22 protein-coding genes are annotated in these 21484 nt (G+C 34.9%); 17 read left to right on the top strand and 5 right to left on the bottom strand.

The window, feature by feature from the left end:
- The first annotated feature begins 235 nt into the window (after window positions 1-235).
- The 9 genes from buk (at window position 236) to gndA (ending at window position 10506) form a co-directional block, all read left to right on the top strand.
- Window positions 236-1294, top strand: a complete 1059-nt coding sequence (buk, locus tag BU038_RS08445; RefSeq protein WP_107605655.1) for a butyrate kinase — start codon at window positions 236-238, stop codon at window positions 1292-1294.
- 10 nt (window positions 1295-1304) lie between these two features.
- Window positions 1305-2729, top strand: a complete 1425-nt coding sequence (gene lpdA, locus BU038_RS08450; protein WP_107605656.1) for a dihydrolipoyl dehydrogenase — start codon at window positions 1305-1307, stop codon at window positions 2727-2729.
- Between the two features lie 19 nt (window positions 2730-2748).
- Window positions 2749-3741 (top strand): thiamine pyrophosphate-dependent dehydrogenase E1 component subunit alpha, encoded by a 993-nt coding sequence (locus BU038_RS08455; protein WP_107605657.1) that lies wholly within the window; start codon window positions 2749-2751, stop codon window positions 3739-3741.
- Entirely contained in the window at window positions 3741-4724 is a 984-nt protein-coding gene (locus BU038_RS08460) for an alpha-ketoacid dehydrogenase subunit beta (RefSeq protein WP_107605658.1), read from the top strand. Before BU038_RS08455 ends, BU038_RS08460 begins: the two co-directional genes overlap by 1 nt.
- 19 nt (window positions 4725-4743) lie before the next feature.
- Window positions 4744-6036 (top strand): dihydrolipoamide acetyltransferase family protein, encoded by a 1293-nt coding sequence (locus tag BU038_RS08465; RefSeq protein ID WP_107605659.1) that lies wholly within the window; start codon window positions 4744-4746, stop codon window positions 6034-6036.
- A gap of 96 nt (window positions 6037-6132) precedes the next feature.
- On the top strand, window positions 6133-6570 hold the full coding sequence (gene brxB / locus BU038_RS08470; protein WP_002481008.1) for a bacilliredoxin BrxB: 438 nt from the start codon (window positions 6133-6135) through the stop codon (window positions 6568-6570).
- 12 nt (window positions 6571-6582) lie between these two features.
- Complete coding sequence (locus BU038_RS08475) at window positions 6583-7560, top strand: aromatic acid exporter family protein (protein ID WP_107605660.1); 978 nt, start codon at window positions 6583-6585, stop codon at window positions 7558-7560.
- 331 nt (window positions 7561-7891) lie between these two features.
- On the top strand, window positions 7892-9016 hold the full coding sequence (locus tag BU038_RS08480) for a M20/M25/M40 family metallo-hydrolase (protein ID WP_107605661.1): 1125 nt from the start codon (window positions 7892-7894) through the stop codon (window positions 9014-9016).
- A gap of 80 nt (window positions 9017-9096) precedes the next feature.
- On the top strand, window positions 9097-10506 hold the full coding sequence (gndA, locus tag BU038_RS08485) for an NADP-dependent phosphogluconate dehydrogenase (protein ID WP_107605662.1): 1410 nt from the start codon (window positions 9097-9099) through the stop codon (window positions 10504-10506).
- A gap of 66 nt (window positions 10507-10572) precedes the next feature.
- On the opposite strand, the gene BU038_RS08490 is transcribed toward gndA, so the two are convergent.
- Window positions 10573-11427 (bottom strand): effector binding domain-containing protein, encoded by an 855-nt coding sequence (locus tag BU038_RS08490; RefSeq protein ID WP_182676052.1) that lies wholly within the window; start codon window positions 11425-11427, stop codon window positions 10573-10575.
- 136 nt (window positions 11428-11563) lie between these two features.
- Window positions 11564-13048, bottom strand: a complete 1485-nt coding sequence (zwf, locus tag BU038_RS08495; RefSeq protein ID WP_107605664.1) for a glucose-6-phosphate dehydrogenase — start codon at window positions 13046-13048, stop codon at window positions 11564-11566.
- A gap of 137 nt (window positions 13049-13185) precedes the next feature.
- Between zwf and rnz the strand changes: the two genes are divergently transcribed.
- Window positions 13186-14106: a ribonuclease Z gene (rnz, locus tag BU038_RS08500; protein WP_107605665.1), complete on the top strand. Its 921-nt coding sequence runs from the start codon at window positions 13186-13188 to the stop codon at window positions 14104-14106.
- Between the two features lie 57 nt (window positions 14107-14163).
- Here the strand turns inward: rnz and proC are convergent, their stop codons facing one another.
- Entirely contained in the window at window positions 14164-14973 is an 810-nt protein-coding gene (proC, locus tag BU038_RS08505) for a pyrroline-5-carboxylate reductase (RefSeq protein WP_107605666.1), read from the bottom strand.
- 142 nt (window positions 14974-15115) lie between these two features.
- On the opposite strand from proC, the gene BU038_RS08510 reads away from it, so the two are divergent.
- Window positions 15116-15868 (top strand): SDR family NAD(P)-dependent oxidoreductase, encoded by a 753-nt coding sequence (locus BU038_RS08510; protein WP_107605674.1) that lies wholly within the window; start codon window positions 15116-15118, stop codon window positions 15866-15868.
- A gap of 106 nt (window positions 15869-15974) precedes the next feature.
- On the opposite strand, the gene BU038_RS08515 is transcribed toward BU038_RS08510, so the two are convergent.
- Complete coding sequence (locus BU038_RS08515) at window positions 15975-16883, bottom strand: aldo/keto reductase (protein WP_107605667.1); 909 nt, start codon at window positions 16881-16883, stop codon at window positions 15975-15977.
- Window positions 16884-16968: 85 nt separating this feature from the next.
- Between BU038_RS08515 and BU038_RS08520 the strand changes: the two genes are divergently transcribed.
- The 3 genes from BU038_RS08520 to xerD all read left to right on the top strand — a co-directional run bounded on the left by BU038_RS08520 (window position 16969) and on the right by xerD (window position 18991).
- Window positions 16969-17511 carry an NUDIX hydrolase gene (locus BU038_RS08520; RefSeq protein ID WP_107605668.1) on the top strand — a complete coding sequence of 181 codons (543 nt, stop codon included), beginning with the start codon at window positions 16969-16971 and terminating at the stop codon, window positions 17509-17511.
- 105 nt (window positions 17512-17616) lie between these two features.
- Window positions 17617-18069, top strand: a complete 453-nt coding sequence (locus BU038_RS08525; protein WP_002480997.1) for a Fur family transcriptional regulator — start codon at window positions 17617-17619, stop codon at window positions 18067-18069.
- Between the two features lie 22 nt (window positions 18070-18091).
- Entirely contained in the window at window positions 18092-18991 is a 900-nt protein-coding gene (xerD, locus tag BU038_RS08530; protein WP_107605669.1) for a site-specific tyrosine recombinase XerD, read from the top strand.
- 23 nt (window positions 18992-19014) lie between these two features.
- Here xerD and BU038_RS08535 read toward each other — a convergent pair whose 3' ends face one another.
- Window positions 19015-19527 (bottom strand): DUF309 domain-containing protein, encoded by a 513-nt coding sequence (locus BU038_RS08535; protein WP_107605670.1) that lies wholly within the window; start codon window positions 19525-19527, stop codon window positions 19015-19017.
- A 102-nt stretch (window positions 19528-19629) separates the two neighbouring features.
- Here BU038_RS08535 and BU038_RS08540 point away from each other — a divergent pair, with 102 nt between their 5' ends.
- The 3 genes from BU038_RS08540 to BU038_RS08550 all read left to right on the top strand — a co-directional run.
- Complete coding sequence (locus tag BU038_RS08540; protein ID WP_107605671.1) at window positions 19630-20361, top strand: segregation and condensation protein A; 732 nt, start codon at window positions 19630-19632, stop codon at window positions 20359-20361.
- Window positions 20351-20899, top strand: coding sequence for an SMC-Scp complex subunit ScpB (gene scpB / locus BU038_RS08545; protein WP_107605672.1), 549 nt, complete (start codon window positions 20351-20353; stop codon window positions 20897-20899). Before BU038_RS08540 ends, scpB begins: the two co-directional genes overlap by 11 nt.
- A partial coding sequence (locus BU038_RS08550; RefSeq protein WP_107605673.1) for a pseudouridine synthase occupies window positions 20892-21484 on the top strand: 593 nt, incomplete at its 3' end. The genes scpB and BU038_RS08550, both read left to right, overlap by 8 nt.

Below are 21484 nucleotides of genomic sequence, written 5' to 3' on the forward strand. Positions count from 1 at the left end.
GTCCATAAACTCAGAAGACAATTAATAAAGTACGATTTTCAATTCTAAGTGAAAGTCGTACTTTTATTTTGGATTTAAAGATTTAAACTGAAAAATAACTATTTGAGGGTAACAAGTCATTACTTTTATAGGGGATTACTTTTAATTGAATACCAGATTAAGGTAAAATATAAAGGGTAGTTTTGAGAAAACATGAATACTGCATCATGAATGCAATATAAAGCAGGTGAAATACATGACCAATATTTTAGTCATAAATTTAGGAAGCACATCATCAAAAATCGGCTTTTATCAAGATGAAAATTGTGGTTCAATAGAAACGATTCATCATGATTTGAACATCTCACAAAAACCTTTGCTTGATCAAGAATCATATCGAATTGACACCATAAAAACATTTATCAAAGAAAATACACCTGGAATGCAAAGCATTGAGGCGATTGCTTGCAGAGGCGGTCTGCTTAAACCCATTGCTGGCGGCACATATAAAGTTAATCCTAAAATGTATGAAGATTTAAGGTCATTTAAATATGGAGTGCATGCTTCAAATTTAAGTGGGATTATAGGGTATAAATTAGGAGAAATACTAAATGTGCCTGTATTTATTGTTGATCCTGTCGTTGTTGACGAGTTAATTGATATCGCAAGGATAACAGGCATAAAAGAGATTGAGCGTAGAAGCGTCTTTCATGCTTTAAATCAAAAAGCAGTTGCACGTCAATATGCAAAGTCCATTCAAAAATCTTATAACAAAGTTAATGTTATTGTAGCTCACATGGGCGGAGGTATTACAGTCGGTGCACATTTATATGGTAAAGTTGTAGACGTGAATGAAGGCTTATATGGAGAAGGTCCAATGAGTCCAGAACGTGCTGGCACAATCCCAAATGATATGCTTTATCAATTTGGTGTTAAGCGTGGTTATTCACTTGAAGCACTCCATCACTTTATTAGTAAGCAAGCAGGACTCGTCGACTTATGTTCTACCAATAATATGAAAGAATTGACGAATCAATATAACAACAATAATGAAGTACGTTTAATTTTGGACGCAATGATTTATCAAATTGCGAAAACGATTGGTGAAAGAGCCGTAATTTTTAAAGGTAATATCGATCAAATTTTATTAACTGGTGGAATTGCACACAGCCAACTCATTACGGATAAAATCCAAGAATATGTCGAATGGATTGCTCCAATGAGTGTATACCCTGGAGAGTTAGAGATGGAAGCTCTCGCAAGCCAAGTTTATGAAGCAGTTAATTTACGAGAAGAAGTAAAAATATATAGTTAGGAGATCAATCATGGCAGAAGAACAATATGATTTAGTTATTCTAGGTGGCGGCACTGCAGGTTACGTTGCAGGAATCCGCGCATCGCAATTGGGTAAAAAAGTCGCGATTGTTGAAAATCAATTATTAGGCGGTACATGTCTACATAAAGGATGTATTCCAACTAAAGCCTTATTAAAGTCAGCTGAAGTATTACATACAGTTAAACATGCTGCGGCATATGGTATTGAAACAGACCAATTTAATTTGAATTACGATAAAGTATTTGAACGAAAAAATGATATCGTTGCACAAATGCATACAGGTGTAAAACATCTCATGCAGCATAACCATATTGATATTTACAATGGTACTGGACGTATCTTAGGATCATCAATCTTCTCACCACAACCTGGTACGATATCAGTTGAATATGAAGATGGTACATCTGAACTTATTCCAAATGACTATGTGCTGATTGCGACAGGTTCTAAACCAGCAGAATTGCCATTTTTATCATTTGATCATCAAGTTGTACTTTCAAGTAACGATATCTTAAAAATGACAGAACTGCCTCAATCAATTGCTATAATTGGTGGCGGAGTCATAGGTATGGAATTCGCTTCATTGTTAAACGATTTCGGCGTTGAAGTAACAGTCATTGAGGCTGGTGAACGCATTTTACCTAGTGAAAATAAGTCCGTTACACAAACGTTGAAAAAACACCTGAACGATAGAGGTGTGCATATTCATGAAAATGTACAATTATCTGAAGACCAAATTCAAATTAAAGAAGATTCAGCAATAATTAAATTAGACGATGATTCAATTCAAGTAGATAAAATTTTATTAGCTGTAGGTCGTAAACCAAATACAGATGACATCGGCTTGAATAATACGAAAATCACATTAGATGACAAAGGATTTATTGAAGTAAATGATAAACAACAAACCAATGAACAGCACATTTATGCAGCTGGAGACTGTATTGGTAAATTACAACTGGCACATGCTGGTTCTAAAGAAGGAACTACCGCTGTAGAAGCAATGTTTGAAGATTCAGTGATTCCAGTGGATTATAATGCAATTCCTAAATGTGTCTATACTTACCCAGAAATCGCATCAATTGGTATGAATATAGAACAAGCTAAAGCAGCAAGTTATAAAAAAGCTCGTAGTTTTAAAGTTCCTTTCAAAGCGATTGGTAAAGCAGTCATTGAAGATGCAAATCAGCAAGATGGTTTTTGTGAAGTAGTGGTAGACCAAGAAACAGATTCTGTATTAGGATTAAGTATGATTGGTCCACACGTAACAGAATTAATTAACGAGGTAGCTTTACTTCAATTTATGAATGGATCTACGCTTGAATTAGGACTGACAACTCATGCGCATCCTTCACTATCAGAAGTTCTAATGGAAGCAGGACTTAAAGCAGCAAAACGCTCTGTTCATGCGTAATATGAGGAGGAAATAAAAAATGATGGATTATAAATCTGCCGGTCTGACCGAAAATGATTTAAAAGAAATGTATAAATGGATGGATCTTGGCCGCAAATTAGATGAGAGAATGTGGCTTTTAAACCGTGCAGGCAAAATTCCTTTCGTTATTAGTTGCCAAGGTCAAGAAGCAGCACAAATCGGTATGGCATTTGCGATGGAAAAAGGGGATGTTTCTGCACCTTATTATCGCGATTTAGCATTAATCACATATTTAGGTATTACACCTGCTGAAACAATGATGTCAGCCTTTGGTAAAAAAGGGGATGTTAACTCAGGTGGTAAACAAATGCCTTCACATTATAGTAAAAAGTCAGTTGATATCTTATCACAAAGTTCTCCGGTCGGTACACAAGTACTCCAAGGTGTAGGTGCAGCTTTAGCTTTAAAAATGGATCGTAAACCTAATATTGCTATGGCAACGTTAGGTGAGGGAACATCTAACCAAGGGGATTTCCATGAAGGCCTAAACTTTGCCGGTGTTCAAAAATTACCATTTGTATGTGTGATAGAAAACAATGAATATGCGATTTCAGTACCTTCACATTTACAGTATGCTGCGGAAAAACTTTCTGATCGTGCATTAGGCTATGGTATCCACGGTGAAAGAGTAGACGGTAATGACCCAATTGCGATGTATAAAGCGATGCATGAAGCACGCGAAAGAGCACTAAATGGCGAAGGCTCTACTTTATTAGAAGCAATGTGTACAAGAATGACGGCACATTCTTCAGATGATGACGATCAATATCGTAGCCCTGAAATTAGAGAAGGTTTAAAATCTCAAGATTGCAACATTAAATTCAAAGCACATCTGATGGATTTAGGTATTGTTGATCAAGCTTGGTTCGATGAAGTTGAAAAAGAGAATAAGACGCTTGTTCATAAAGCGACAAAAGAAGCAGAAGCTTCTCCTTATCCAGACCCAAGTGAAACATATACATTTGTTTATGAAGAAGGAGGGCTTGAATAATGGCTAAACTCACTTATTTAGCAGCAATCAAACAAGCAATATATCAAGCTATGGAAAAAGACCCTGACGTGTTCGTATTAGGAGAAGACGTTGGTAAAAAAGGTGGCGTATTTGGTGTTACTCAAGGTTTACAAGAAAAGTTCGGAATCGAACGTGTCATTGATACACCCTTAGCTGAATCCAATATTGTCGGTACAGCTATCGGAGCTTCTATGTTAGGCAAGCGTCCTATTGCTGAAATTCAATTTGCGGAATATATTTTACCAGCAACTAACCAAATCATGAGCGAAGCTGCAAAAATGCGTTATCGTTCAAATAATGATTGGAGTTCACCAATTACAATCCGTGCACCATTCGGTGGAGGTATACACGGTGCTTTATATCATTCTCAAAGTATAGAAAGTGTCTTTGCTTCTACACCAGGTTTAACAATCGTTATACCATCTACACCATATGATGCGAAAGGGTTACTTTTAGCTTCAGTAGAATCTAATGATCCTGTACTCTATTTCGAACATAAAAAGGCATATCGCTTACTTAAAGAAGAGGTACCTGAGGAATATTACACAGTACCTATAGGCAAAGCAGACGTAAAACGTGAAGGTAGTGATATTACTGTCTTTACTTATGGTTTATGTGTTAATTATAGTCTACAAGCAGCAGATGTCTTAGCAGAAGAGGGTATCGACGTAGAGGTAGTGGACTTGCGCACAGTTTATCCATTAGACAAAGAAACAATTATTGAGCGCGCAAAACGTACAGGTAAAATTTTATTAGTTACAGAAGATAATTTAGAAGGTAGCATTATGTCAGAAGTATCGGCAATCATCGCTGAAAATTGCTTATTTGATTTAGATGCGCCTATCATGCGTCTTGCTGGTCCAGACGTACCATCTATGCCATTCTCTCCACCGTTAGAGGATGAATTCATGATGAATCCAGATAAAATTAAAGCGAAAATGTTAGAACTTGCACGTTTCTAAAATATAGGAGGCTTATCAAATGGAGATTAAAATGCCGAAACTCGGAGAAAGTGTACACGAAGGTACAATTGAACAATGGTTAGTAGAAGTCGGCGATACAATTGAAGAATACGAGCCTATTTGTGAAGTTATTACTGATAAAGTAACAGCTGAAGTGCCATCCACTGAAGCTGGAACAATCACCAAAATCTTAGTTGAAGCTGGAGAAACAATCAGTGTGGGAACACCAATTTGTGAAATCGAAGCTGAAGGTTCTTCAGAGGATAGTTCAGAAGCTGATTCCAAACCAGAACCAACAACTACTACAGAAACATCAGAAAATGAAAATATATCAACAGAACCACAAACTGAATCTAAACAAACAGAATCAGATAAACCGTTAAATAATGGCAGATATTCACCTGTTGTATTCAAATTGGCTTCTGAACATCAAATTGATTTGTCGCAAGTTAAAGGAACTGGTTTTGAAGGTCGTGTGACAAAGAAAGATATTGAATATGTGATTGCTCATCCAGAAACAGTTTCAACTCAAGCTGAGACAGCACCAACATCAACTGAATCTACTAAAGAAGTAAATAGTCAACAAACTTCATCAACAAATTCATCAGATGTTCCAGCGGATTCCGTTCCAGTTAATGGTGTACGTAAAGCCATTGCTAAACATATGGTTCAAAGTGTATCAGAAATTCCTCATGCATGGATGATGGTAGAAGCTGATGCTACAAACTTAGTAAAAACGAGAAACCATCATAAAAATCAATTTAAAGCAAAAGAAGGCTATAATTTAACATTTTTCGCATTCTTTGTTAAAGCAGTTGCGGAAGCATTAAAAGAATACCCAATGTTAAATAGTAGTTGGCAAGGTTCTGAAATCAAAGTGCATAAAGATATCAATATTTCTATTGCGGTTGCAGTAGAGGACAAACTATATACACCAGTGATTCACCATGCTGATGAAAAATCTATTAAAGGGATTGCACGTGAAATTAATGAGCTTGCTCAAAAAGCACGTCAAAATAAATTAACACAAGCTGATTTACAAGGTGGTACATTCACGGTAAATAATACAGGTACATTCGGTTCTGTATCTTCTATGGGTATTATTAACCATCCACAAGCTGCAATTTTACAAGTAGAATCCATTGTGAAAAAAACTGTTGTAATTGATGATATGATCGCAATTCGCAATATGGTCAATTTATGTATTTCAATCGATCATCGTATCCTGGATGGCTTACAAGCAGGTCATTTCATGAACACAATCAAAAACAGAGTCGAACAATTTACTATCGAACACACGCATATTTATTAAACCATTTTGAACGTTAAGGTTCATCCTGTTGAAGATTACTAAATTAATTAGTAGAATAAAATAGAACGTTATTAAGAACTGAAAGGTGATTTCGATATGGATTTAAATTTCGATTTATATATGAACGATGTTGTTGAACAAGCACGTAACGAGATTGAAAAAGCAGGTTATGAACAACTTACAACACCTGAAGAAGTAGATGCTGTTTTAAAACAAGATGGTACAACACTTGTGATGGTAAACTCAGTTTGTGGTTGTGCCGGTGGTATTGCACGTCCAGCTGCCGAGCATTCATTACATTATGATAAACTACCTGACCGTTTAGTTTCAGTATTTGCTGGTCAAGATAAAGAAGCTACACAACAAGCAAGAGATTATTTTGAAGGTTATGCACCATCAAGCCCATCATTTGCGCTAGTGAAAGATGGTAAAATTGCTGAAATGATTGAACGTCACCAAATTGAAGGTCATGACATCATGGATGTTATTACACAACTTCAAAATTTATTCGAAAAATATTGTGAAGAAAGATAAGAGGCAAAGCAGATGAAGCGTTTTAATCCCTATAAAATAGGATTTAGAACGATAAAGACTGCTGTAGGAATGGCACTTGGAATAATTATTGCCAAATTGATTGGTTTAGATAATTTTTCTTCAAGTGCCATTTTAGTTGTTTTATGTATTAAACATACAAAAGTACATTCCCTACAAGCAATTGTTTCTCGTTTTGTATCCTGTATTCTTATATTAATATTAGGATCCATCGTTTTTAGTTTGCTTGGTCAAAATGCAATTGTATTAGGTTTAATCGTATTATTCTTTATACCTTTAACGGTTGTTTTAGGTGTGCAAGAAGGTATTATTACAAGCTGCGTTATATTACTCCATGTTTTCAACGCTAAAGTTATTGATTTTCACTTATTTATCAATGAAGTTTTATTGTTAATTGTTGGTCTAGGTATCGCATTTATTATGAATTTAATTATGCCAAGCCTGGATAAACAATTAAAGGAATATAAACATAAAATAGAGAAACAATTTACAGAGACTTTCGATGCATTCAGTAAATCATGTTTTGATTTAGATTATCCAGTTGATGTACCGCTCAAAAATATTGAATTAGAAATCCAAAAAGCGAAGTCTTACGCTTTCAGAGACGTAAAAAATCACTTTGTTCGTAATGAAAACTCTTATTATCATTATTTTGATATGAGAGAAGAACAATTGGAAATCATAGAGCGTATTGAACATTTGCTGAAGAATATCAAATCAGAAGATAAAATGATGCACCGTTTAGGTAATTTATTTGCTGAGATAGCTAAGAATGTTAATAGTAACGATTATACAGCGATGCGCCTGTATTCACTTTATGATTTACATATTGATCTTTATGATCAATCTCTGCCTCAGTCCAAAGAGGCCTTAATTAATCGTGCAAATGAAATACAAATTGTAAGTGAACTAGAACGATATTTACAAATCAAATCTCATTTTGGATCGTTAAAATTATATGATGAAATATAAAAAAAGAGGGTGATCTTTTATTACAGATCATCCTCATTTTTATTACTGCATCAATGGTGCTAAGCTTGATAATATAAGTGCAACGATTACCGCTATCAACATAACGATAATAACGACTTTTGAGACTTTGCCTTTAAACACGTTATTCTCCTCCAGATAAACTTCTTCTTAATTGTAAATATAGTACATTATTTTAAATCAATATGGTTATGATTTCAACGTAACGCTTACAAATTATTATATCATGATTTTAACCTATTTTTTGAACATATATGTTTTACAAAGCAGATAAATCGTATACACTAAACATAGTATAGGAAGGGGTTAAAACATGATTAACGAACAACGTTTACTAGAAACATTTTTAGAATTGGTACAAATCGACTCAGAAACAGGTCACGAAGAAATCATCCAACCAATTCTTAAAGAAAAATTTGAAAATTTAGGTTTAACAGTAAAAGAAGACAATGCAAGTGAACAACCAGATTTAGGCGCTAACAACTTAATCAGTACACTTGCAGCAACAGAAAATCAAAACAAAACCCAAAAAATTTATTTTACCAGTCATATGGACACTGTTGCACCAGGCATTGGAGTCAAACCTATCGTTAAAGATGATGGATATATCTATTCAGATGGTACGACTGTGTTAGGTGCAGATGACAAAGCAGGCATTGCTGCTTTACTTGAATTGATTCAAGTTCTAAAAGAAAATAACATCCCACATGGTCAAATTCAATTTGTTATCACAGTGGGTGAAGAGTCTGGTTTATTAGGAGCAAAAGCGCTTAATCCTGAATTGTTAGATGCGCAATTCGGCTATGCAGTGGACGCTAGTGCTCCGATTGGTACTACTGTATTAGGTGCACCTACACAAATGAAACTCAGTGCAGTGATTCATGGTAAAAAAGCACATGCAAGTACACCAGATAAAGGTGTAAGTGCTATAAATATTGCAGCGAAAGCAGTTAGCAAAATGAAGTTAGGTAAAATCGACAATGAAACAACTGCAAATATTGGTAGTTTTACTGGAGGTTCAGCAACGAATATAGTCGCTGACGAAGTCACATTACATGCGGAAGCTAGATCACATGATAATAATAAAATCGAAGCGCAAATCAATCACATGAAACAAGTGTTTGAAGAAACTGCTGAAGCATATGGATGCTCTGCAGATGTGATTACAAGTAAAAGTTATCAAGGTTTCAAAGTTGATGAAGATGCTAAAGTAACACAATATGCAGTGAAAAGTGCACAAAGTCTAGGATTAAGCGGCAATACAGTCGTTGCAGGCGGTGGTTCCGATGGTAATATCATCAACGCATTAGGAATACCAACTGTCATTATTGGTATTGGTTATCAAAATATCCATACCACAGAAGAAAGAATAGAAATTCAGTCGTTAAATCTATTAGCGGAACAATTACTTAAAATTGTAGAATTAACAAGCGCTTGATTTTAAGCTTGAATAAGTGAGCAAGAACGCTAATTGTGATACAATAAAATAGAAAATTTTATCAAAGAGAGGTAAGTAATATGACGCAACAAATTGGTGTAGTCGGTTTAGCCGTAATGGGTAAAAACCTAGCTTGGAATATTGAATCTCGTGGCTATACAGTCTCAGTTTATAACCGCTCAAAAGAAAAAACTGATGCAATGGTCGAAGAATCAAAAGGCAAAAATATTCACCCAACATATTCTTTAGAAGAATTTGTAAACTCACTAGAACGTCCACGTAAAATTCTTTTAATGGTTAAAGCAGGTCCAGCAACGGATGCGACAATTGAAGGCTTATTACCATTATTAGATAATGGCGACATTTTAATCGATGGTGGTAATACAAACTATCAAGATACGATTCGTCGTAACAAAGCATTAGCAGAAAGCGGCATTAACTTTATTGGTACAGGCGTGTCAGGTGGAGAAGTCGGCGCATTGACTGGCCCTTCAATTATGCCTGGTGGCCAAAAAGAAGCATATGATAAAGTTGCTGATATCTTAGAAGCAATCTCAGCTAAAGCTGACGACGGTGCACCATGTGTAACATACATTGGTCCAGATGGTGCTGGACACTACGTTAAAATGGTACACAATGGTATTGAATATGCTGACATGCAATTAATTGCTGAAAGCTATGCGCTAATGAAAGATGCATTGCATATGTCACATACTGAAATTGCAAACACATTCAAAGAATGGAATGACGGCGAACTTGAAAGTTACTTAATTGAAATCACTGGCGAAATCTTCAACAAACTTGATGAAGACGGCACACCATTAGTTGAAAAAGTAATGGATAAAGCAGGACAAAAAGGTACAGGTAAATGGACTTCTATTAACGCATTAGAACTAGGAGTTCCTTTAACAATCATTACAGAATCTGTATTCGCCCGTTTCATTTCATCAATGAAAGATGAACGTGTAGCTGCATCTAAAGAGTTAACAGGTCCTTCACCAAAATTTGAAGGCAATAAAGATGAATTCTTAGAAAAAATCCGTAAAGCACTTTACATGAGTAAAATCTGCTCATATGCACAAGGGTTTGCGCAAATGCGTAAAGCTAGTGAAGAAAACGAATGGAATTTGCAACTTGGCGAGTTAGCTATGATTTGGAGAGCAGGTTGTATTATTCGTGCACAATTCTTACAAAAAATTAAAGAGGCTTATGATAATAATCCAGAACTACAAAACTTATTATTAGATCCTTACTTTAAAGATATCGTAACAAATTATCAATCAGCATTACGTGATGTTGTAGCTGAAAGTGTTGCAAATGGTGTTCCTACACCTGGATTTGCTGCAAGCATTAATTACTTTGATAGTTATCGTTCAGAAAACTTACCAGCAAACTTAATTCAAGCACAACGCGACTACTTTGGTGCGCACACTTATCAACGTAAAGACCAAGAAGGTACTTTCCATACACATTGGGCTGAAGAAAAATAACTTTATAAATTAAAATCAGCACGTTATCAGTTTTTCATTACTGATAGCGTGCTTTTTTCTCGTTTATTATTCATCTAAATCAACAGGCAACCACAATTGAATTTTAGTAAAAGGATTGTCGAATGAGATATCAAATGGATAGACCTCTACATACAAAGCTTCAGTTTCATAAGGCATTGTCAGCTGCAATCGTGTTTCAATATAATGCCATGCTTCATTAACTGCAAAATCAATCTCACCTTGCAAATTAAATTTTGCATATTGGCGCGATGGCAAAAAGCGACTTTCTAAATGAGCAGGGTAACGCTCACTGGGAACACCTATGAAAAGTTCAACGCCATTTTCTAATGGACATTTGATTACAAATAATTCATGAGGGCTCACATCATTATAACGTTCAAGTTCTTTTATTTTACCATCTATTAATAAATCTTCTAAAAAGTCAGCAACAAGAAATGGATTGCTTAAGTCCTCAGTGTTCACAAATTTTGCATAACCGACTAAAGCATGGTCCTCTGATTTTTCTAATCTATACGTATAAGGCGGACGATCCGTCGTTGCTATTCTTAAGTATAATCTTTCTTGCATTTTCAACTCGTCTTGTTTCAGCTTTGCTTGAATTGGAGAAATACCATGATAATCACTAAATGCATTAGCAAAGTCATTTGTATCTTCATAATGATACTTTTTTGCGATATCTACTAAACGAAAAGCCCCTACAATCACATCTTCAGCTGCTTTCGTTAATTTTCTAGCTTCTGCATACTCACTAGGAGATAAGCCGACAATCATTTTAAAAGACTGATCTAGATGCATGGGAGAAAGGCCAACGTAATCGCTTAAATCTTGCAAATGGAAAGGCTCATAAACACGGTCCTCGATATAAACAATGGCCTGTTGTATTTGCTTGATAACGTCCAAACTGCTCACTCCTAAAATAACTATTGTCCTATATTATACCGTATTTTTCCGTGACTTTCCTATAAAAGAGGTTAAAAAAAGACAAGACAGTATCAATGTTGTGACACCGTCTTGTCATTATAAATTTAAATTGATATTAATGAATATCGTCCCACCAGTGGAATCCATCACGACTTAATAACAATTCACTTGTTAAAGGACCATTTGTGCCTGATTTATAGTTAGGGAAGTCAGGTTCAACTTGATCCCATTCTTCTTGAATTGCATCTACATATTTCCATGTTGATTTTAATTCTTCCCAATGCGTAAAGTTTGTTGCATCACCTTTTAAACAGTCGAACAATAAGTTTTCATAGGCATCAACGGTATTCATTTTATCTTGTGCACTCATTGAATATGAAAGTTGAACAGGCTCTGTTTCGATACCTTGTACATTTTTCTTCGCATTTAAATGAATGGATACCCCTTCATTAGGTTGGATGTTAATAACCAATAAGTTTGAATCTAAATGTTTGTCTTTTTCATAGTACAAGTTCATAGGTACTTCTTTAAATTCAACAACAACTTGAATAGATTTACGTTTCATTCGTTTACCAGTACGAATGTAGAATGGTACACCTGCCCAACGGAAGTTATCAATCATGACTTTACCAGAAACAAAAGTAGGTGTAATTGAATCTTCGCTTACACGATCTTCTTCGCGATAACTTTTAACGTACTTGCCATCAATTTCACCAGCATCATATTGACCACGTACAAAATTTGTTCGAACCGCTTCAGAATCCAATGGTTGCAACGACTTCAATACTTTGACTTTCTCCGCACGGATATCTGCACTATTTAAGCTGATCGGCGGTTCCATTGCTAACAATGCTACCATTTGAAGCATATGGTTCTGGAACATATCTTTCAATGCACCGCTAGATTCATAATAACCGCCACGGTCTTCAACACCCAAAATTTCGGATGATGTCACTTGAATATTTGAAATATATTTATTGTTCCATAAAGGTTCGAACATCGCATTCGCAAATCGTAACACTTCGATGTTTTGCACCATATCTTTACCAAGATAATGGTCAATACGATAAATTTCATTTTCTTTAAATGATTTTCTAATTTGTTTGTTTAATTTTTCAGCTGAAGCCAAATCACTGCCGAATGGTTTTTCAATTACAAGGCGTTTGAATCCTCTTGTCTTAGTTAAACCAGATGATTTTAAGTAATCCGTAACCAAACCAAAGAAATTAGGCGCCATTGCTAAGTAGAATAGGCGATTTCCTTGCAAACCGAATTCTGAATCGAGTTGATTACTAAATTTCAATAAATCATCATAGCTTTGTTCTTCGCTGACATCATGTTTGAAATAAAATACATGTTCCATAAATTGATTAAGGTGTTTTGTATCTTTGACATGAGCTTCAATAGATGATTTCACTTGGTTGCGAAAATGCTCATTTGAATAGTCACGACGGCCAATACCAATGATTGCAACATGTTCATCTAAATTATCTTGTTGGTATAAATGGAATAGTGAAGGAAACAGCTTTCGATGACTTAAATCACCCGTAGCTCCAAAAATTGTAATCAAACATGGTATATGCTTTCTTTTATTACTCAAGATTCAAAACCTCAATTCTATATTAGATATGCTATTATTATAAACTATGAAGAATTAATGTAACACATTTATGCTTAAATTTCTTCGTGTTTGTTATTTTAGATATGGTACACTAACGTGTAGAGAGGAGCGTTATAATGGAAATTACATTTTTAGGTACTGGAGCGGCGTTGCCAACCAAAGAACGCAATACACAAGCAATAGCGCTCAACTTAGAACCTTATTCAAATTCAATATGGTTATTTGATGTAGGAGAGGGGACACAACACCAAATCTTGCACCACTCGATTAAACTCGGTAAAGTAGACCATATTTTCATCACCCATATGCATGGTGATCATATATTCGGATTACCTGGCTTATTAACAAGTCGTTCTTTCCAAGGCGGAGAAGATAAACCTCTGACAATCATTGGACCAAGAGGTATTAAAAACTATGTTGAAATGACATTATTAGCCTCATTATCTAAATTAAATTACCCAATTACATTTATAGAGATTGACGAACAATTACACTATCATCATGAAGGATTCACTATCAGTGCATATGCATTAAATCACGGGGTGCCATCATTTGGTTATCGCATTGAAGCGCCGACAACGCCTGGTAAAATAGATGTCGCCGCATTGAAAGCGATTGGTATGGAACCAGGCCCTAAATACCAAGAAGTTAAAGAACATGATACGTTCATATTTAATAATCAGACCTACGACTCTTCACAATTTAAAGGTGCTGATAAAATAGGTCCTAAAATTGCGATTTTCGGTGATACAATGCCATGTGAAAATGAATATGTATTAGCCGAAAATGCTGATGTAATTGTTCATGAAGCTACATATATTGATGGTGATCGAACATTAGCAGATAGTCATCACCATAGTCATATTTCAGATGTTTTAAATTTATTAGAAGCTTCTCAAGCAAAGCAGGCATTGCTTAATCATATCAGCAATCGATATAACTTAAGCGATATTGATATTTTATATGTTGAGTTGCAAGAACATTATCCTCATTTAAAATTTAAATTCGTAAGAGATTTTGATGCGTTTGAAATTTAAAAATGCTGAGACAGATAACGTAACTGTCTCAGCATTTCTTATTTATGGGTTTAACTTTTATTCATCGTTTGATAACTCTTTACTTCTTTTTACAGCTGCATTGAAGCAATCTTCAAAAATACCTTCAATATCATGTTGCGCTAATGCATCTAAACCAGCTTGTGTCGTTCCGCCTTTAGAAGTCACATTTTGTCTTAGCTGTTCCATACTTAAATCAGAACGTTCAATCATTTTTCCTGTTCCAATAATCAAGTTACGAATTGATTCTTCAACTTCTTCTTTATCCAAGCCAAGTCTGACACCCGCTTCTACATACTGCTCAAACACATGATATAAGAAAGCAGGGCCGCTGCCAGTTATCGCAGTCACTTGGTGCAATGCATCTTCTTGCACTTCAATTTCTGAACCGAAAGCATGCACAATATCAATGACTTGTTTTCTATCGTCTTGTTTATAGTTTTCAGAGAAACTGATACCTGTGACCGAATGACCGACTTGAGCATTTGTATTAGGCATAATACGTGCAATTGGGTTGTCATGCTCAAGTTGTTTTCTGATATACTGTATCGAGATACCAGCCATGATAGAGATAAATCTATTTTTATCTGTAATATACGGACGGATTCTATCAGCTAATGCTTCAAAATCATAGGGTTTCGTTCCTAAAAAGACAAAGTCAGCATCTGCTAATAATGCGGCGTCATCATAACTGTAATTAACGCCTAATTCGTCAGCATAGCCTTTTAATACCGCTTCATTAGAACGGTTTGTAATATAAATGTCGTTAGGATCGATGACTTCAGATGCGATTATTCCTGCAAAAATAGCATGAGCCATATTGCCCGAACCATAGAATACAATTTTCATATTTTGAATAGCACTCCCTATATTTTGATAATTGATACACTTATCATAGCAATATCAATCATTTTGCACAACAATGTTAATTTGAGGCTATTATTTCATTACATACACACTTAATTTAGAACGGAGGATATTGATGCAACAGATTATAGGAAAGCATTTTGTTGTAACTGGAGGAACGAGTGGACTCGGTTATGCACTCACACAACAACTTTTAAATAAAGGCGCCCATGTAACTTTACTTGTCAGAAATATGCAGAAATTTAATGAAACACATTTTCCTGTCAATCAGCACTTATTAGATTCGAAGTATTGTGAATTAAATGATGCGACAGATATACATCAACTCACATTTTCAAAACCGATTGATGGTTTCATTCATAGTGCTGGTTTAGGGCATTTCAAACCTATATTGGAACATAGTGAACAAGAAATGATTGAAACGTATACTATTAATCTCATTCATTTCAATTTATTATTAACGCAACTTGCGTCTTATTTTACTCAACATCCATATATTGTAGGAGTGAGTAGTTTAGCTGCATTTTCCACACAGACAGCGAGTGGTCACTATGCAGCAAGTAAAGCAGGCTTTAATCAAGTTTTAAACACCTTAAGATTAGAACAACCTGATTATCGAATTACAGTCGTCAACGCCGGGCCGATACGCACACCATTTCATGCCAAAGCAGATCCAACATTAAATTATGCGGCACAAGTCGACAAATTCATGTTAGATCCTAATATTCTAGCTAGAGACATTATTTCAGCTATGTTGAAAGGGAAGAGTGAAGTTAACCGACCGAAATGGTTGTATCATTTATTGAAAGCTTATCAATTAGCACCAAGAACGCTTGAAAAAATAGCACCGCAACTATTTAATAACAAAAGTTCATAAGAAAAGACTTGTCGTATACTGATCAGCGATTAAATAATAAAGTTACGCTATCTTGAGTATGTGACAAGTCTTATTTAACTATATTGCTTTATTATGTTTAAATGACTTAGTTTAAATGATTCGTATAATGCAAATCTTTAACGCGTTCTTTTGCGGCGTGTAAACGTGTTAAATCCACATGTGTTTGATAGTTCTTCACATTTTCTTCTAATTGTTCAACACTGCTCGCACCAGCTACAATTGAACCTAATACATCTTGTGTTAATAAATAATTGAAAGTTAATGCTGACAAGTTGTTTTCAATTTCTTTGAGTGATGCAACAGTACTGCCAAGTTCTTGATAACTATAATCAAAAATACCATCCGCAAATTTTTGATCTAACGCTGTATTGCTGTTTGCTGTCAACAATCCTTTAAATAATGGACCACGTGCAAGCATCTTAACACCTTTTTGATGCGCTTGTTGAATCAAATCTTCAGGACGGTTATCAATTAAGTTATATTGTGCCATCCATGTATCAATTTGACTGTGTTCTAAATAATATTTAATGACATTAGGGCGAATAGAAGAGATACCATATGCACGAATTAGTCCTTCTTGTTTCAATTCATCAAAAGCACTGATTGTTTCGTCAAGAGGATCTTCTATTGTTCCACCATGTAATTGGTATAAATCTATTTGATCAACGCCTAAGTTTTTTAATGATTGTTTGACACTTTCTTTGATGTGTTTCTTAGAGGGATCCCAAAATGTCGTACCATCTGATTGAAGATGATTTCCGACTTTAGTCCCGATAACGATATCCTCTGAGTTTTGATACGGTTTCAAAATTTCTCCTACTAACTTTTCATTGATGCCTTTGTCATACATATCTGCTGTATCAAAATAAGTTATTCCTAATTCAATGGCACGTTCAATAATGGCTTGTGCATGTTTCTTTTCTGTGCCTAAACTCATGCACCCTAAACCTAATTCAGAAATCTCTAAACCGCTATTCAAAACATTCTTTTGCATGTTGTGACTCCTTTCGATACACTTTAATTGTCTAACACTGCTAGTTTATCAGTATTTCAATATAGTTAAAAGGAACGTGATTCAAATGGATTTAACAGAGAAAACTTTAAATAAACAAACAATCTACAAAGGTAAAATTATTGAAGTCGATGTAGATGAAGTACAATTACCGAATGGTAAGACTTCCAAACGTGAAATTGTTAATCATACAGGTGCAGTTGCTGTGTGCGCGCTAACTAAGGAAAACAAAGTTGTTTTTGTCAAACAATATCGTAAACCGATTGAACAAGTATTGTTAGAAATTCCAGCAGGAAAATTAGAAAAAGGGGAAGAACCTAAGTCAGCAGCATTGCGTGAATTAGAAGAAGAAACAGGTTATAAAGCGAATAGTTTAGAATTGATTGCTGATATTTATACATCTCCTGGTTTCGCAAATGAGAAAATCGCAATCTATTTCACTGATGATTTAGTAAAAGGAGAGGTACATTTAGACCCAGATGAGTTTGTGGAACAAGTTGAGTTAAGTCTCGATGAAATCAATGATTTAATACAAAATCATCAAATCGAGGATGCTAAAACATTAATAGCATTACAGCATGTATTATCACATTATAATCATTCTAAATAGCAAATGAGAATGTGTTGCAATTTGCCTCAAATACTGGTAATTTATAAATGAGTCATTAAGTTACATTAAAATGATAATAATTATTAGTAGAGGAGTGAGGCTTCCGTGGAAGAACGTTTAAAACGCGTGAAGCAACAGTTACAAAAATCATCCTACAAATTAACTCCACAACGTGAAGCAACTTTAAGAGTGCTGATTGAAAACGAAGAAGATCATCTTAGTGCAGAAGATGTCTATTTAAAGGTAAAAGACAAAGCACCAGAAATTGGTTTAGCAACGGTTTATCGTACATTGGAACTACTTGCTGAACTTAAAATCGTCGATAAAATCAACTTCGGTGATGGCGTTTCACGTTTCGACTTGAAAAAAGAAGGCGAAAAGCATTTCCATCACCATCTTGTATGTATGGAGTGCGGTAAAGTTGAGGAAATCGTTGAAGACTTATTGCCGAAAGTCGAAGAAAGAGTTGAATCTGAATTTCATTTCAAGATTTTAGACCACCGTTTGACATTTCATGGTATTTGTCGTGAATGCCAACAAAAGAAAAAAGAGAGTTAGTTTAGGTTAGAAGGTGAACGGATTGGAAACGAATTTTCAAAATATTATTGAGGAATATTTAAAGTTCATCCAAATTGAAAAAGGTTTAAGTGCTAATACAATAGGGGCTTATCGTCGTGATTTAAATAAATATAAAGCGTATTTAGAATTAAAAAAGGTGAAACATATTGACTTTATAGATAGAGAAACCATTCAACAATGTTTAGGATATTTACACGATGATGGTCATTCCGCAAAATCGATTGCCCGCTTTATCTCCACTGTTCGAAGCTTTCATCAATTTGCGCTTAGAGAACGCTATGCCGCAAAAGATCCGACAGTTTTAATCGAAACACCTAAATATGAACGCAGGTTACCAGATGTGTTAGATGTCGATGATGTTTTAGCATTGTTAGAAACGCCGAATTTAGGCAAAAATAATGGTTATCGTGACAGAACCATCTTAGAGCTGCTGTATGCAACGGGCATGCGTGTAACAGAATTAATTCATGTCAGAGTAGAAGATGTCAATCTGATTATGGGCTTTGTTCGTGTGTTTGGTAAAGGAAGCAAAGAAAGAATTATTCCTCTAGGCGAAACGGTAATCGATTACTTGAAAAAGTATATTGAAACCGTTCGACCGCAGTTATTAAAGCGTACAGTGACTGACGTGCTCTTTTTAAATATGCACGGTAAACCTTTATCACGACAAGGAATATGGAAACTTATTAAGCAATATGGCGTCCAAGCTAACATATCTAAGAAATTAACACCCCATTCTTTACGTCATTCATTTGCGACACATTTACTAGAAAATGGGGCAGATTTAAGAGCAGTACAAGAGATGTTAGGTCATTCTGATATTTCAACTACACAACTTTATACACATGTTTCGAAATCTCAAATCAGAAAAATGTACAATGAATTCCATCCACGTGCATGAACCATGATCATTTGGTTCATGCACTATTTTTTATGTTTTAATTGCTTTTGTTTTAACGCTTCTAATCGTTCTTGTTCCACTTCATGACGGTCTCTTAATAAATGGTGATCACAGATATATGGAAGTGTATTGATTTGATGCATGATAGCATAGTCAGGATAATGTTGTTTGATTTGTTTTTTCATTGTTGATAGTAAAGGTAATTCTACTGGTATAAAAGGTTGTTGAAGCTTTGTATTTTCTATTAAGTCATTCAATAACTTTAGATAACTTTTACTCTCGATTCCTAATTGATATAAATTGTCTTGGCTTTCATGTGCAACACGAGCAGCACGTTGAAATAAAGTATGTGCACCTTTATAATTTGCGCGTCTGTAATGATAGCATCCGGTAGCACACAAAATTAAGCTCACGACAGCATCTCGTTTCGTGAATTGCGCCTGAGCTTTCCATGCATCTTCTAAAATATCATGACACAAAAAATAATGTTGTTTGGTGTGAAATTGATAGTAAAACTCGATTAATGCTTGTTTCATCTATTAAGCGCTCCTTGTTTCTCGTTTAATTCTTGATATGTTTCATGTATAATATTGTACTGAATGACAAACGCGACTTGCAATTAAAGGAGATACAAATGGATGTACGAAGTTAAATTAGATGCTTTTAACGGGCCGCTCGATTTATTGTTACACTTGATACATAAATATGAAATTGATATTTATGATATCCCCATGAAAGCTTTAACCGAACAATATATGAATTATATTCATGCGATGAAACAATTAGAAATTAATATTGCAAGTGAGTACCTTGTTGTAGCATCTGAATTGCTCATGATTAAAAGCAAAATGTTATTGCCGCAACAACCCGACTTAGCAGAAGAGGAATTAGACGATCCTCGTGAAGATTTAGTAGGAAGATTAATAGAATATCAAAACTACAAAGAATACACTGAATTTTTAAATGAAATGAAAGTTCAAAGGGAACAATACTATAGTAAACACCCGACTGATTTAAGTCATTTAGAATCTGTAGAATTATGGGATGAAAATCACACAATTGATTTAACTGAATTAATCATGGCATATCAGCGTATCAAGACCAGAGCTTCTTTTGATACACCAAGACAAGTTACAATTCAAAAAGAAACATTTACTATTGAACAAGCTTCAACCCAAGTGTCTGAACGTTTAGCCAAAGCAGCATCTTTTAATTTCTTCAGCTTGTTTACTTTCAAAGAGACAACAGAACACGTTGTGACACATTTTCTAGCAATTTTAGAATTATCCAAGTCAGGCATTATTCAAATCACACAAGATAAAGAATTCGCTGACATTAATATAACTCGAGGTGTAAATTATGGCGCTTAAGCAAATCGGCATATTAGAAGGTTTATTGTATACAGCAGGAGATGAAGGTTTAGAAATCACTCAACTGCAAGACATATTAGATATTTCTGAAGAAGAATTATTAGCGTTAGTAGAGGACTATGATTCTCCTGGTCTCATGATTCATCAGTATGGCACGACTTTAGTATTGACTACTAAACAAGCGTTAGCTGATTATATTGAGCAACTTGTTAAGCAACAATCTAATATGAAGTTATCACAAGCAGCCATGGAAGTACTTTCTATTATTGCGTATAATCAGCCCGTCACTAGAAGTGATATCGAAGTAATCCGCGGTATTAATTCTGATGGTGCTGCCAAGACATTGATTGCTAGAGGATTAATCGAAGCTAAAGATGAGGATACTTCAAGAAGCCAACAATTATATACGACACCATTATTCTTAAACGTATTCGGCATGAAAAATATAGATGAATTACCAACGACAGAAGAAGAGGAAGAAGAAATAGAATCATTCTTCAACAATCTAATTAACCAAAAAGGAGATAATAATGAGTAAAGATTTAGAGAGATTACAAAAACGTATCGCAAATAGCGGTTATACGTCTAGAAGAAAAGCAGAAACATTAATCACAGAAGGTAAAGTTAAGGTAAATGGAGAAACTGTGACTGAACTAGGTACCAAAGTTAAACCTTCAGATAATGTAGAAGTTGAAGGCGTTAAACTAGAACAAGAAGACAAGCTTTATATTTTATTCTATAAACCAGCACAAGTCATCACGAGTGTCTCTGATGATCGAGGCAGAACGGTAGTAACTGACTATTTTGAGGATTTAGAAACACGTATCTATCCTGTTGGTCGTTTAGACTACGATACTTCTGGATTGCTTATTTTAACGAATGATGGCGAGTTTACTAATTTAATGACACATCCCCGTTATAAAATTAAAAAGAAATATGTAGCTAAACTAAAAGGTTATCTTATGCGTGATGAAGTGAAACAACTTGAAAAAGGAATTCATTTAGAAGATGGCAAGACACATCCGGCAGAAGTTAAAATTAAAAACCAAGACAAAGAAAAGAACACAACTTTAGTAGAAATTACAATTTCAGAAGGCCGTAATCGCCAAGTACGTCGTATGTT

The organism is Staphylococcus simulans, assembly GCF_003043455.1.
GTDB classification, from domain to species: Bacteria; Bacillota; Bacilli; order Staphylococcales; family Staphylococcaceae; genus Staphylococcus; species Staphylococcus simulans_A.

Coding starts and splice junctions, on each gene's coding strand:
- proC (WP_107605666.1), bottom strand. CDS start 14,973: ATGAAAATTGTATTCTATGGTTCGGGCAATATGGCTCATGCTATTTTT.
- BU038_RS08520 (WP_107605668.1), top strand. CDS start 16,969: ATGGATTTAACAGAGAAAACTTTAAATAAACAAACAATCTACAAAGGT.
- BU038_RS08460 (WP_107605658.1), top strand. CDS start 3,741: ATGGCTAAACTCACTTATTTAGCAGCAATCAAACAAGCAATATATCAA.
- brxB (WP_002481008.1), top strand. CDS start 6,133: ATGGATTTAAATTTCGATTTATATATGAACGATGTTGTTGAACAAGCA.
- BU038_RS08515 (WP_107605667.1), bottom strand. CDS start 16,883: ATGCAAAAGAATGTTTTGAATAGCGGTTTAGAGATTTCTGAATTAGGT.
- lpdA (WP_107605656.1), top strand. CDS start 1,305: ATGGCAGAAGAACAATATGATTTAGTTATTCTAGGTGGCGGCACTGCA.
- BU038_RS08535 (WP_107605670.1), bottom strand. CDS start 19,527: ATGAAACAAGCATTAATCGAGTTTTACTATCAATTTCACACCAAACAA.
- scpB (WP_107605672.1), top strand. CDS start 20,351: ATGGCGCTTAAGCAAATCGGCATATTAGAAGGTTTATTGTATACAGCA.
- BU038_RS08465 (WP_107605659.1), top strand. CDS start 4,744: ATGGAGATTAAAATGCCGAAACTCGGAGAAAGTGTACACGAAGGTACA.
- BU038_RS08480 (WP_107605661.1), top strand. CDS start 7,892: ATGATTAACGAACAACGTTTACTAGAAACATTTTTAGAATTGGTACAA.
- BU038_RS08475 (WP_107605660.1), top strand. CDS start 6,583: ATGAAGCGTTTTAATCCCTATAAAATAGGATTTAGAACGATAAAGACT.
- buk (WP_107605655.1), top strand. CDS start 236: ATGACCAATATTTTAGTCATAAATTTAGGAAGCACATCATCAAAAATC.
- BU038_RS08455 (WP_107605657.1), top strand. CDS start 2,749: ATGATGGATTATAAATCTGCCGGTCTGACCGAAAATGATTTAAAAGAA.
- gndA (WP_107605662.1), top strand. CDS start 9,097: ATGACGCAACAAATTGGTGTAGTCGGTTTAGCCGTAATGGGTAAAAAC.
- rnz (WP_107605665.1), top strand. CDS start 13,186: ATGGAAATTACATTTTTAGGTACTGGAGCGGCGTTGCCAACCAAAGAA.
- BU038_RS08540 (WP_107605671.1), top strand. CDS start 19,630: ATGTACGAAGTTAAATTAGATGCTTTTAACGGGCCGCTCGATTTATTG.